The sequence below is a fragment of the Microcystis sp. M061S2 genome, assembly GCF_020245605.1.
GTDB lineage: Bacteria > Cyanobacteriota > Cyanobacteriia > Cyanobacteriales > Microcystaceae > Microcystis.
This window is the reverse complement of record NZ_JADBUP010000040.1, coordinates 20,031-32,185: the sequence shown is the minus strand read 5'-3', so window position 1 is coordinate 32,185 and position 12,155 is coordinate 20,031. Positions and strand designations below refer to the sequence as shown.

Annotated in this window: 12 protein-coding genes and 1 pseudogene; 4 read left to right on the top strand and 9 right to left on the bottom strand. The window is 45.4% G+C overall.

Annotation, left to right across the window (positions count from 1 at the left end; all coding sequences use genetic code 11):
- Window positions 1–157 (bottom strand): annotated as a pseudogene (locus IM475_RS07465) (flagellar assembly protein H); the annotation flags it as partial.
- A 331-nt stretch (window positions 158–488) separates the two neighbouring features.
- Here IM475_RS07465 and IM475_RS07460 point away from each other — a divergent pair.
- Complete coding sequence (locus IM475_RS07460; RefSeq protein ID WP_287727165.1) at window positions 489–1,379, top strand: alpha/beta fold hydrolase; 891 nt, start codon at window positions 489–491, stop codon at window positions 1,377–1,379.
- 227 nt (window positions 1,380–1,606) lie between these two features.
- On the opposite strand, the gene IM475_RS07455 is transcribed toward IM475_RS07460, so the two are convergent.
- Window positions 1,607–2,437 (bottom strand): hypothetical protein, encoded by an 831-nt coding sequence (locus IM475_RS07455; protein WP_287657483.1) that lies wholly within the window; start codon window positions 2,435–2,437, stop codon window positions 1,607–1,609.
- Window positions 2,438–3,006: 569 nt separating this feature from the next.
- Here IM475_RS07455 and IM475_RS07450 point away from each other — a divergent pair.
- Window positions 3,007–4,047, top strand: a complete 1,041-nt coding sequence (locus IM475_RS07450) for an adenosine deaminase (protein ID WP_287727164.1) — start codon at window positions 3,007–3,009, stop codon at window positions 4,045–4,047.
- 90 nt (window positions 4,048–4,137) lie between these two features.
- Here IM475_RS07450 and IM475_RS07445 read toward each other — a convergent pair whose 3' ends face one another.
- Window positions 4,138–4,545 carry an MAPEG family protein gene (locus IM475_RS07445; RefSeq protein ID WP_002783727.1) on the bottom strand — a complete coding sequence of 136 codons (408 nt, stop codon included), beginning with the start codon at window positions 4,543–4,545 and terminating at the stop codon, window positions 4,138–4,140.
- Window positions 4,546–4,553: 8 nt separating this feature from the next.
- Window positions 4,554–5,060, bottom strand: coding sequence for a hypothetical protein (locus IM475_RS07440; RefSeq protein ID WP_002741066.1), 507 nt, complete (start codon window positions 5,058–5,060; stop codon window positions 4,554–4,556).
- Between the two features lie 207 nt (window positions 5,061–5,267).
- Here IM475_RS07440 and IM475_RS07435 point away from each other — a divergent pair, with 207 nt between their 5' ends.
- Both IM475_RS07435 and ruvX read left to right on the top strand, forming a co-directional pair.
- On the top strand, window positions 5,268–6,509 hold the full coding sequence (locus tag IM475_RS07435) for a GNAT family N-acetyltransferase (protein ID WP_287657486.1): 1,242 nt from the start codon (window positions 5,268–5,270) through the stop codon (window positions 6,507–6,509).
- Window positions 6,509–6,988: a Holliday junction resolvase RuvX gene (ruvX, locus tag IM475_RS07430; RefSeq protein WP_287657487.1), complete on the top strand. Its 480-nt coding sequence runs from the start codon at window positions 6,509–6,511 to the stop codon at window positions 6,986–6,988. The genes IM475_RS07435 and ruvX overlap by 1 nt, the downstream gene beginning before the upstream one ends.
- Before the next feature lie 63 nt (window positions 6,989–7,051).
- On the opposite strand, the gene apcB is transcribed toward ruvX, so the two are convergent.
- From apcB to IM475_RS07405, 5 genes are all read right to left on the bottom strand, one after another.
- A complete protein-coding gene (gene apcB / locus IM475_RS07425; protein WP_502845919.1) occupies window positions 7,052–7,561 on the bottom strand; it encodes an allophycocyanin subunit beta in 510 nt (169 codons plus the stop codon).
- 182 nt (window positions 7,562–7,743) lie between these two features.
- Complete coding sequence (gene proB / locus IM475_RS07420) at window positions 7,744–8,883, bottom strand: glutamate 5-kinase (RefSeq protein ID WP_287657489.1); 1,140 nt, start codon at window positions 8,881–8,883, stop codon at window positions 7,744–7,746.
- 28 nt (window positions 8,884–8,911) lie between these two features.
- On the bottom strand, window positions 8,912–10,876 hold the full coding sequence (recJ, locus tag IM475_RS07415; RefSeq protein ID WP_287727163.1) for a single-stranded-DNA-specific exonuclease RecJ: 1,965 nt from the start codon (window positions 10,874–10,876) through the stop codon (window positions 8,912–8,914).
- 165 nt (window positions 10,877–11,041) lie between these two features.
- Window positions 11,042–11,683 carry a hypothetical protein gene (locus IM475_RS07410; RefSeq protein WP_287657493.1) on the bottom strand — a complete coding sequence of 214 codons (642 nt, stop codon included), beginning with the start codon at window positions 11,681–11,683 and terminating at the stop codon, window positions 11,042–11,044.
- The gene (locus IM475_RS07405; protein WP_287657495.1) at window positions 11,680–12,141 is read right to left on the bottom strand and encodes a hypothetical protein; all 462 of its coding nucleotides are present in this window, start codon (window positions 12,139–12,141) and stop codon (window positions 11,680–11,682) included. Before IM475_RS07405 ends, IM475_RS07410 begins: the two co-directional genes overlap by 4 nt.
- Window positions 12,142–12,155: the final 14 nt, after the last annotated feature.

Here is a 12,155-nt window from a genome sequence, read left to right as displayed (position 1 = left end):
CTTCCGTGACATCGGTAAATACTTCTTTGTCTAAAAAAGTAATCGAGTCCCTATCTAAATAATCGATCAATTGAGGAAAAAACAACTCAATAAATTCGACAAAAAAGGTCGAGATTAACTCCTTAAATAAGCGATCATGGTCAATATTATTAGTCATGTAATATCATCTTAACTAATCTGAGCGATGAATGACTAATCTTCTCTATTATATTCTGAGAAGTCGGTTTTGGCAAAGGATTGTTATGACCTTACCCCTTTAACCTACTTTCCGCAAAAAACCCCACAGAAAATGGGTTTCTTCAAGAAACCCGTTTTCTAGGTGACTTAATACTTCTTTCCAGGGTTCATCATAATTGGCGGTTGTTGGGTTCATTTGAGATGAACTATGACGGGATTTGGCATCATCCCCAGACGATTAGTTAAGCCGCCAGTTAACCTGACAGTATATATTAAGAAAAGCAACAAATACTTTATAGATATAACAAAGTATGCAACAAATTCTAGGATTAGAGACACAAGCAAAAATTTGGCATTGGCGGGGATTCAAAATCACCTATCAGAGTGCGGGGGAGACGGGACCTGCGATCGTGCTTGTGCATGGATTTGGGGCATCTTGGGGACATTGGCGGAAAAATATCCCCGTTTTAGGCGAAAAATGTCGCTGTTTTGCCCTAGATTTAATTGGTTTTGGCGGTTCCGACAAACCCGAACCAAAAAACGAGATCGATTATACTTTCGAGACTTGGGGGGCGCAAATTGCCGATTTTTGTCGGGAAGTGGTGGGGGGTCCCGCTTTTTTGGCGGGTAATTCCATCGGTTGCGTGGCCATTATGCAGGCTGCCGTCGATCATCCCGATTTTGTCCTTGGGGTAGCGGCGATCAATTGTTCCCTCAGACTACTGCACGAAAGAAAACGGGGGGAATTACCCTGGTATCGTCGTTTAGGCGCGGATATTGCGCAAATAATTCTTAAAAATAAAGCAATTGGGGCTTTTTTCTTCCAACAGATCGCTAAACCCCAGACAGTGCGTAAAATTCTCCTGCAAGCTTATCGGCGCTCGGAAGCGGTAACGGAGGAATTAGTGGAAATAATCTTAAAACCCGCCAGAGATCAGGGAGCGATCGAGGTTTTCCTCGCTTTTACCGGTTATTCTGGCGGCCCACTCCCAGAAGACCTGCTGCCGATTCTCCCCTGTCCGGCCATTCTGCTTTGGGGTAGCGAGGATCCCTGGGAACCCTTGGCCTTGGGCCAAGAATTAGCACGATTCCCGACAGTCAAACAGTTTATCCCCTTAGCCGGTTTAGGCCACTGTCCCCAGGATGAAGCCCCAGAAATAGTTAATCCGATTTTATTAGACTTCCTGCAAGCTCCTATCTAGGGTTTGCGGCAAAAAGTTTGTTGGTGGGGGTAGGGTGTGGGGTGTGGGGTGTGGGGTGTAGGGTTTTACCCATTTTCAGGCGGTCAATTACCTAATTTTCAGGGAAAAAGTCCCTGAATTTTCCCCCCAATCACTCCAATCACTGGTACTTTTTGATTTCAAAAAAGTCTAAAAATGTTATCCAACAAGGTTTTTAGATTTATTCAGCAAACCCTATCTAAGTCCCTCTAGTAACCGGAAGGCCGGGCATTAATGGGTTGTTGGATGGAGAAGCCTCGATTAGTACTTTGAGGGGGAACTTGATAGGGGGTGCCATTATTGTTAGGTGCCATTCCCTGATTGGGATAACCAGTGACGTTAGGTTGATTGCCGTAGACGGGGGACTGATATACGGGGGGTTGATAATAGTTGGGTTGGTTGCTAGAGCCGGAGACCGGGTTAGAGTTGGTATTATTCCAGGAGGGTAGGGGCTGAGTATTTTGTTGATAAGGGGAATAATTTCCCTGGGGGTTGACTTGATTCGGGTTGCCCCCGGGGTTGAGATTAGGAGAATTATTCAAGTTAGTAGTCCGTGAGCGATTTTCGATTTCCCTTTGTAAAGGATAATTGCTATTGTTGCCACTAATCGGTTGCACTTGAATCGGTTGCAGAGTTTTACTAGCCTTCGGTGCCTGATTTTGCTTAGTCTGCGGCATTAACGGGGCGAATAAAGAGGGTTTCTGGTTGTTATTGGGATTAGTATTTAAAGGATTAAAAGGCTGCGGCGAGGCCGGTTCGTTCGGGGGAGCGGTATTATTATTGGCAGGAATGGCCGGCATTGTTGCAGGACTGGGGAGAGGAGCATCGGTCATCTGCTTAGTCTGGATTTCGCGTTCCTCCAAGGACATTCCTGGGGTATCTAATACCGAACCCAACCATTCAGGATTCTGTTGATATATCGAGAAACCAATTAGAGCCAAGGAAAATATTCCTAGCGGCAGCCAAAATAAAGGTTGGGCAAAGGGTTTTAATCCTGCCAAGAAATAGCGCATGGAAGAAGAATCTTTATAGTTACTCATACCGCTTCACCCTCTATAGGTTTTCCTCCATGCTATCAAATAATTAAGCAGTGATCAGTGATCAGTTATCAGTGATCGGTTACCAGTTATCAGCCATCAGCCATCAGCTTTTTTCTCGCCATCTCCCCATCTCCCATCTCCCCTGCTTCCATCTCCCCTGCTCCCCTTTCCCCATCTCCCATTTCTCTTCTCCCTTCCTTCTCGCCAATTCATAATAGACATCTCCAAAAATTACAACCTAGTCACAGCTTGCTTTTGTCCTGTGTACTAACCAACTGGTTCGATGGCTGGAATGTATATCTATCGTTGCTAATTCAATTTTACTGAAAAAATATGAGGCAATTAAAATCATTTTTATTCGGGTAGATTCCTTAACTAGAGAGACTTTTGGTCTTGAGATAATATTAGGTCGATGTCTAATTCATAATTCATAATTCATAATTCATAATTCCCTCTCCCCCCCACTGTTCACCGACTAGGTACTGATACTATTTGCGAGCAATTGTCAAACAATTGTAAAACTTCGTTATATTTAAGGAACATTTGAGAGACTAAGGAGCAGCGGAGTTGTGGCTTTATACGCAGATTTGCATCGCCATTTAGGGGGATCGGTAGTACCGAGAATTCTCTGGCGCTACTTTCACAGACATGAGCGGGATTTAGCGGCCAAATTCCAGGAATACCCCGCTTTTGAGGAATTTTACACCCGCGAACGCAATAGTTTAGATGAGTATTTGGAATTACACACCCTCGTCGAAAGTGTTCAAACCGCCCAAACTTTGCCCTATTTTATCTATCGTCTGATTCGCGGCGCTTACATCTTCGAGAATCTTGCCTATTTAGAATTGCGCTATACTCCCTACTATCGCACCGACGAACATTTGAACCAAACAGAGCGAATCGAGCAAATGCGATCGATTGTCGAGATCGTTGGTCAAGCCTCGAAAATGAGCGAATATCCGATTATTACCAGTCAAATTCTCTGTATGCACTCGCGACTTCCCTACGAAGTCAACAAAGCGATCGTTGATCTGGCCCTAGAGATGAGAGAATACGTCTGTGCGATCGATATTGCGGGGGGTGATTCGTACTACCAAACTCGACTAGAGGAATTTGCTGGTTTATACAGTTATGCCAGGGAAGAGGGTTTAAATACCACCGGCCATCTTTATGAAACAAAGGACGGTTGTTATCCCCAATTACTGCCCTATCTGCAAAGAATTGGTCACGGTATTCAAATTCCCCTACAATACCCAGAATTGCTGCCGGAAGTTGCCCGTCGTCATCAATGTTTAGAAGTCTGTCCCACCACCTATTTAAAAACCGGCACCCTCGAAAGTTTATCGCAATTAAAGATAGTCTTCGATCGCTGTTTTGAAGCGGGGGTTGATATTGCTATCTGTACCGATAATGCCGGTTTACACAATGTCCGGCTGCCCTTCGAGTACGAGAATTTACTCACCCTAGATGTGATCGATTTTCGACAATTACAAGCTTGTCAAGACGCGGCTTTTCGTCATGCTTTTGCCTGGCCCTATAGTCAAAAACCCGCCTCACTTTTAACCGGTTTGTTATCAGTGGATAATCCCAAATTACCGGTTTATCAGTAACAAAATTAACTTTAGTTCGGGTTAAGCAACTTCTTTACCGCTCCCGAACTATAGGGTTTTTCGACTCTCCTGCATGGGGTTTGGGGAATTCTACTGAATCTTGATTAAACTCAAGCCAAAGAGAGTATAAGTACAGAGAGAACCGAGACCGAACATCAGGGAACGAGCGATCGGGACATTAGTGATATAAAAAAGGGAAAATAAAAGCCGGAGGATCACGAAAGCGATCGCACAGTTAGCAGCCAGGGAGGAGGAGACTCCTGTAACGTAGGCCATGAGAGCGGCGGCACTATAGATCATAAAGGTTTCAAAACCATTTTGATGGGCCCAAGTTGCTCGTTTAGCGTAGTCTGGGAGTTGGTCGAACATTGCCCGGGGGGCGGAGGTATCGTAACCCACCTTAGCTCTAGCGTAAGCGACCAGCAGAAAAGGTAGATAGACAGAGATAGCGGCGGCCACTATCGAATAGAGAAGAATGGCACTGACGGAGAGATTCATCGCTGAATTTAGTCAAAATAAAATAGGGTAACTAGCTTGCGTTGATCTTCCGCTTCCGCGCAGGTTTGCAAAAGGGTTTGACTGTCGTGGAAAGCAAAACAGATTAACTGTTGACAACGATTGATAATCTCGCGATTACAGAGGCTGCTGGCTTCCCCTAGGGATAGATGGTCATTTTCGGGACATTCCACCAGATGGATAACCTGCTGGAGTTGTTCTTGGGATTCCAGGGGCTGGCGATCGAGACTTTGGGGTAAGATCACGGTTAACAGATTAGGATCTGCCCGCATTGCCCCCTTAATGACGGCGGAATTGGTTCCCGTCGCCCCGGAGGTCATAATCCGATTGCCCGCCAGCACGAGGGCATAGGCCATCATTTCGATCAATTGCTGGTGTGTGATGGGAACGTGACGGGAACCCAATAAAGCGACGCGCTTAGAACCGGTCTGCTGAATGGCGGCTAGTTCTTGAGCTAGAGTGTCTAGGGTGTTAGTGGTATCTACAGATTGACTCAAAGACTTTTACTGCAAATTCGGACTGATTAACCGTCCGTTATTGTAGCATCGAATTGTCATGATCAGAAATTTGGCCGGAAAACCTCATCTGCCGATCGAGGTGTCCTTTCGGGGGCCCCCTTGAGCCGTCAGAAATTGTTATTGGTGCAGAAGTGCCTCTAGATTCTGCTGTAAGATAGGTGCATAGACGATATTTACGCCACAGCCATGACCACTTCTCCTGTTCCCCAAGGGGACGATTTTAGGGATCTCCCGATCCGTCCCGTACAATATCGGGATTTGGAAGACATTGAAGCTTTAACCCTAGATGACTTCGATGAGGATATCGATCGTCGCGCCCAAAATTTCCGCACGCAGGTGCAACGGGTGCGTCCTTGGTTTGGGTTGTTTAAAATTCTCAGTCTTTTTCCCAATCCTCTCCAACACCGTTTTCATGTCTATGTAGCTGAGTCTACGGCGGATCGGGGAGAAGAAAGGAAAATTCGCGGGGCAATCCAAGTCACCCCTTTTAATAGTAGTCGCAGCACTTGGCGGGTGGAACAGGTGCGGGTGCATCCGGCGGAGTCTTTAAGCGAACCCAAGGGCATCGGGGCGCAATTACTGCGTTATTGTCTAGAAACGGTTTGGGAAGCCCGCACCTGGGTGTTAGAGGTTAATATCAATCAAAAGGACAGTTTGGCACTTTTCCGGCAACACGGTTTTCAGCCTTTGGCAGAATTAACCTATTGGTCTTTACCGCCGCAATTATTACAGGAATTGAGCAAACAAGAGGCAGATTTACCGAATTTACTGCCTGTGAGCAATGCTGACGCTCAATTACTTTATCAGTTGGATTGTGTGTCTATGCCGCCGCTACTGCGTCAGGTATTTGATCGCCATATCCAGGATTTTAAAATCAGTTTAGTTGATAGTTTGTTCGGTCGCTGTCAGAGTTGGTGCGGCGGTCCGCAAATTAGTCGCGGTTACGTTTTTGAACCACAACGAAAAGCGGCGATCGGTTATTTTGAATTAATCCTATCTAATCAGGATGAGCGACCCCATCAAGCGAAATTAATTGTCCATCCCGCCTACACTTGGCTCTATCCTAAGTTATTAATCCAGATGGCCCAGATCGCTCGCAAGTATCCCCCTCGATCGCTAGAGTTGATATCGGCTGATTATCAGCACGAAAGACGGGAATATCTGGAACAATTGGGAGCGATCCGCAGTTCCCACACCCTGATGATGTCGCGCTCGGTATGGCACAAAATCCGCGAAACTAAGCCGGAAAATTCCGCCCTAGCAGAAATGCTGCAGGGTTTACAATCGGTGCCGCGAACTCCCATCCCTAGTCGGATGTCTTGGTTAAAATGGCCCAATAATCCCCCCCTGGACTCCCTCGACAGTCCGGGGGAACTTCCCCCAGTTAAACCGCCCTCGGAACCCCCCGATCAGGGGCATCCAGTGTAATGGAAAGAGTCGCCGCCCTGGGCTTGGATATCGGCAAAAAACGGGTAGGAGTGGCAGGATGTGACGGTACAGGTTTAATCGCCACCGGTTTAACCACGATTATCCGTTCTTCCTTTGTTGCCGACTTAGCACAGTTTAAGGCAATTGTCAAGGAAAGAAATATTAAGATTTTGGTGGCGGGACTGCCCTATACCATGGCGGGAGAGTTGGGATTTCAGGCCAAACAGGTGCAAAAATACGCCGAGAAACTAGCCATCGCCTTAGATTTGCCCCTGGAATACATTGATGAGCGTTGCACGTCCCTAGAGGCAGAAGAATTCTTAAAAGCCAAAAAACAGTTTTCCTCTTGGGATAAGGGAGCGATCGATCGGGAAGCGGCGGCGATTATTTTACAACAATGGCTCGATCGCCGTCGGCGAGTTAATAATTCAGGAGACGGGAGACAGGAGACAGGAGACGGGAGACAGGAGACAAATTAATCAATACTCTTGCCTCTTGCCTGTTGCCCCTTGCCTTTCCTAACCGATAACTGATAACTGAATTTAAATAGAGACTTCGCTTAATTCACGAGTGAGATGATCAAAGGGTTCAGCGATCAAAGAGGTGTCGGCAATACCCGCCTCAGTAGCCATGGCTTGAATCATTTCGCTCATGATTTGGATACCGCGCACCGTCGGACCGATGGGAACACCGAGGGAATTATAGGTTTCCCGCAGTCCTTGCAGCACCCGCTCATCTAGAACATTAGTATCGGCAGCCACCAGCGCATAACTGGCATAGCGGAGATAGTAATCCATATCCCGCAGACAGGCAGAATAACGACGGGTGGTGTAGGCATTACCCCCAGCGCGGATCAATTCGGGAACTTCTTCAAATAGACGAATCGCCGCCCCACGCACGAGCGCCGCCGAATTAGCGTTAATGAGGGCGGCGGCAGCTAGACGGGCAGTTCCCGAGGCAAAATATTGTTTAAGATTATCGATCGCATCTCGATCGAGATAACGTCCGGTGACATCGTATTTTCTAATCAGGCTAGTTACCGCGTCTCGCATTATTAAGTTTCTCCCAACAGCAATAAAGACATTTTTGAGTTTCGCTTTATTTATAATCTCACAGGGTTGAACTTCGGGGGACATCCCCAGTCTAACTCTCTTGCTTGTCTAACAATTTGTTGTTTTTTTGAGACATTTCTTTACATTTAAGGCATTGGCTCGACCGCCTCTGGGTGGCGGAATTATCCCTTATTAGTCGAGGTAGTGGACGAGGCACTCAAAATGACGAGATTATCCCGATGAATGATGGTTTCTGCGGCCATATAACCTAATAAACTGGCAATACGCTCGGAATGTTGACCTTTAACTCGATCGATCTCCTCACTACTATAATTAACAATTCCCCGGGCCAATTCCCGGCCTTCTTGATCGCACAATTGCACCGATTCCGAGGCGCTAAATTCCCCCTCCACTTTGGTGATCCCGGCCGCTAGGAGAGATTTTCCCCCCTGACAAATGGCTTGAATCGCCCCGGCATCGAGATAGATTTTACCCATGGGCATTAGTCCGTAGGCGATCCAGCGTTTGCGGGCGTTATCACTGCGTTTTTGGGCCTCAAAACGGGTTCCAATCGCCTCTCCTGCCATAATTTTTAAGATATTGCCGGGCTGCCGTCCCCTAGTAATCGCCATTTCTACCCCGGCGCTGGTGGCAATCCGGGCCGCTGCCAATTTAGTCGCCATACCCCCGGTCCCCCACTGACTGCCACTACTACCGGCATCGATCGATAGTTGCGCTAATTGCGCGGGAGTAACTCGGGCAATAGCCGCCGCTTCGGGAAATAGCCGCGGATCGGCACTGTAGAGGCGATCCACATCGGTGAGGATAAATAACCAGTCAGCCTCGATTAAACTGGCCACAAGGGCTGATAAAGTGTCATTATCGCCGAATTTTAACTCATCGATCGCCACCGTATCATTTTCGTTGACAATGGCAATTACCCCTAATTCAAACAAAGCCTGAAAAGTATTATAGGCGTTGACATAACAGGTGCGTTCCATCAATTCGGGACGGGTCAGCAGAATTTGGGCGATCGGTTGACCAAGACTGGTAAAGAGGTCATCATAGATCCGCATCAGACGACCTTGACCGACGGCGGCGATCGCTTGTTTGAGGGCGATTTTTTTCGGTCTTTCCTGTATTCCCAGACGACGGCAGCCCACCCCGACGGCCCCGGAAGATACTAATACCACCCGATGACCGGCAGCGCGCAACCGGGTGAGGACTTCCACTAAAGCGGCGATCGTGGAGAGGGATAATTGGCCGGTTTGATTATCGGTCAAACTGGAAGTACCGATTTTGATCACTATGGTTTGGTTCATCGTCAAGGCGCTTTTTTTGGAGGTGTTGCTAGATAGCCAAAGCTTTGATGGCAACTTTAATTAAAGTATAAAAACGGGGTTCAGTCACGTTGACTTCTCTAGCTTGTTGCCGATTTTTGCCTAATAAACCAATGCGCTGCCCTTTCTGCACGACTAAAATATCGCCCTGTTCATTTTTGATGCGAATCTCGTTTAAATCACCCCAAAAACTACATTGATACATTTTTTCGGCGTGCATAAAAATTGCTTTTTTAATATTATCATTTTCTTGGGGTAATCGTACTCCCACTAATTCAATTTCTATGGTTGTATTACTATTCCAGGTATTTTCTTTGAGTTTATAGGCAATATCCAAACGCGTTGGTAAAGGACAATATTCGCCCCAACGCCAAGCTAGGGCTTTAATTCTGGTATCATCCCTTTGAGCCAGCAATAATTTTAAATGATTTTTTCCGATAGTTTTCTGTTCTACTACTCGCACGTTAGGAGTCCAAAAAACGGGTAATTCATTGCCAATTCCCCAGGGTTGCAAACTATCAATTTGTTGAAAAAGTTGCAGGTTTATTTGTTTAAAGTCAATGATAGTATCAATTTTAATTAAAGGTTTTAATTGTTCTATTTGTAAAATTTTGTGAGAAAATTGACTTAATCTTTGTTTGAATGCTAGTAAATTAGCTGTGGGTAAACTAAAACCCCCCGCCATTTTATGACCGCCAAATTTTCCTAGTAAATCTTGGCAAAATTGTAGGGCTTCAAAAACGTGAAATTCTTCAATTCCTCTGGCAGAACCGCGAATTTTACTAGCATATTCTTCCTCGTAAGTACCAATAAAAACCGGCACTCCGTAGCGTTCCACCAAACGGGAAGCTACAATACCAATTACCCCATGATGCCAATCTTTTTCGACTAATACTAAAACTCGATCTTGTTGCCAAAGAATCGGTGTTTTTTCCACTAATTTAATCGCTTCTTCTTCAATTTTTTCGCACAATTCTTGACGGGTACGATTAATTTGTTCGCACTGCATTGCTCTTTCTAAGGCAATTCCCGCGTCATCGGTGGTTAATAATTCAATAACTATCTGGGGATCACCAATTCTGCCAATGGCATTAATTCTCGGTCCCAATTTAAAGCCAATATCATCCGGTTGTAATTGCTTTTGTTCCTCGCTAATTCCCGCTATTTGCATCAGGGATTGAATCCCGACTAATTGAGATTTGGGTAATTTTCTTAAACCCCGTTTTAACCAGCGACGATTTACCCCGATTAATGGGGCTAAATCTGCTATAGTGCCTAGGGTAAATAATGCTAATAATGACTCGGTTAATCCCTGTAATTTACCCATTTTTTGGGCAGTTGTCACCGCTAAAATATAGGCGACTCCCACCCCCGCTAATCCCTGATAGGGAGAGTTAGAGGTTAATAATTTTGGGTTGAGAATAGCGGAGGCATTCGGTAAAATTGGCGGCAGATCGTGATGATCGGTGATAATAACTTTTAATCCTAATTCTATCGCTAGGGCGATCGGTTCGTGAGCGGAAATGCCATTATCAACGGTGAGAATTAATCCGACTCCCGACTCGGCAAATTCTTCGACAATGCGCTGATTAATTCCGTATCCCTCTTTCATGCGACTGGGTATGGCATGATTTACCCTAGCACCGAGATGTCTCAAGGCTCTTAACAGTAAAGATGTACTGGTCATGCCGTCGGCATCGTAGTCCCCACAGATAGCAATTTTATCGCCCCTAGCGATCGCTTTTACTAATAAATTGACACTTTTTTCTAAGTCGGGAAATTCTCCCAGGGGAGAGGGTAAGGTATCCACTTCAGGATTTATATAAGTTTTAGCTAATTCGGGGGTATCAATACCGCGATTAATTAAGATAGTTGCTAATAAGGATGATAGTCCCATTTCTCGCGCTAACCCCTCGATTTTTTCGGGATTAGTCGCGGCAATATACCAGCGTTGGATGGGATATTTGTAGTCCATTTTTTCTCAAACAAAAAGGTAGTGGATTGTTTCAGCTAATTTGGTGTATTAGAAAAATGCTAGAAATTCTATAATCTAAGACTTTAAGCCGAAATCTATTGCCCTATTTTAGCTGAAACAGTCCAGTAGGGTGCGTTAGGGCAGCGTAACGCACCAAAAACAAGGTTAAAAGCGGATTTGGATGGCCCCAGCGGGAGGTTGAAAGGGGAGATTATTATTATTAATTCTCAGGGGAGAACTGGGTATTACCTGCACATTTGGGGTGGTGGGTTGACTTTCGTTGGTACTCAGTAAAGTCAATTGATTAATACTAGAATTAATCGCAAATTGTTGGGTAATGACTCCCGACGGACAACAGGAAGGATCCCGGGGGAGAAATCTTCTCATGTTGACGGTGATCATACCATCTTTAGTGCTAAGATTATCGACAATTACTCGATCGGCTAACAGGACAGTATCGGTGTTAGTGGCACTACCGTTATTATCGATCACTAGGGCTAAATAATGTAATTGCTGTTGCTCTCTGGTAATCACTCTTAAGACGACAATACCATCAGTCCTTTGATCATTATTATAGTCCCCCATCAAAGCTTCTCGGCTGACTTGCACTCCTAAAATCGGTCCCTCATTGGATTGAAAAATACCATCGCTGACAATTACGGAACCCCGATTAGGAATGTTATAGACGGTATTTCTTAAATTATCGACGCTCAGGGGTGTAGATTGGGCAAGTAAGGGCAGAGAATTATTTAATAATAAACTGATACCCAGGAGAATAGACTGAGGTAAAATTGCTAATTTAATCATGGTTTTGATGGGTTGGGTATATTTTCTTGAGTATCGAATAACTGCACGTTATTGATGGTACAAACCATCCCCTGTTGTGCTGCTAATTTATCTCGCCATTGGCTTAATTGTTGTTGACCATTACTACCATTTAACCAGTAAACTGTCAAGAGGCCGAGGGTTTGTTCTGGTTCACAGGAAAAGCCGAGAGTTTTATCGGGTATGTCGGTATTTCCCTCACGACATTGCCAACCTTGTTTTTCAATTAATTCTTTCCAACTTTTCTCTTCTTTGGCAGCCACGGCAATGCGTTGATCTCCTTGGTTACAAACCCAATTTTTCTGCTGGGTGGGATCATTCGGTAGATCACCAAGATTGGGGGAATTTTGCTTAATTGGGGGCAGCGAGGGGACTTGAGCATGAACGGAAAAAATCGGTAGTATTAAGAAAGTACCGATGAGCGTTTTTAACAGTTTCATCCTTTAAAATTGCC

Excerpts from the sequence above, each read along its gene's own strand:
- IM475_RS07460 (WP_287727165.1), top strand. The coding sequence starts at position 489 with ATGCAACAAATTCTAGGATTAGAGACACAAGCAAAAATTTGGCATTGG.
- IM475_RS07455 (WP_287657483.1), bottom strand. The coding sequence starts at position 2,437 with ATGAGTAACTATAAAGATTCTTCTTCCATGCGCTATTTCTTGGCAGGA.
- IM475_RS07445 (WP_002783727.1), bottom strand. The coding sequence starts at position 4,545 with ATGAATCTCTCCGTCAGTGCCATTCTTCTCTATTCGATAGTGGCCGCC.
- IM475_RS07435 (WP_287657486.1), top strand. The coding sequence starts at position 5,268 with ATGACCACTTCTCCTGTTCCCCAAGGGGACGATTTTAGGGATCTCCCG.
- ruvX (WP_287657487.1), top strand. The coding sequence starts at position 6,509 with ATGGAAAGAGTCGCCGCCCTGGGCTTGGATATCGGCAAAAAACGGGTA.
- apcB (WP_502845919.1), bottom strand. The coding sequence starts at position 7,561 with ATGCGAGACGCGGTAACTAGCCTGATTAGAAAATACGATGTCACCGGA.
- proB (WP_287657489.1), bottom strand. The coding sequence starts at position 8,883 with ATGAACCAAACCATAGTGATCAAAATCGGTACTTCCAGTTTGACCGAT.
- recJ (WP_287727163.1), bottom strand. The coding sequence starts at position 10,876 with ATGGACTACAAATATCCCATCCAACGCTGGTATATTGCCGCGACTAAT.
- IM475_RS07410 (WP_287657493.1), bottom strand. The coding sequence starts at position 11,683 with ATGATTAAATTAGCAATTTTACCTCAGTCTATTCTCCTGGGTATCAGT.
- IM475_RS07405 (WP_287657495.1), bottom strand. The coding sequence starts at position 12,141 with ATGAAACTGTTAAAAACGCTCATCGGTACTTTCTTAATACTACCGATT.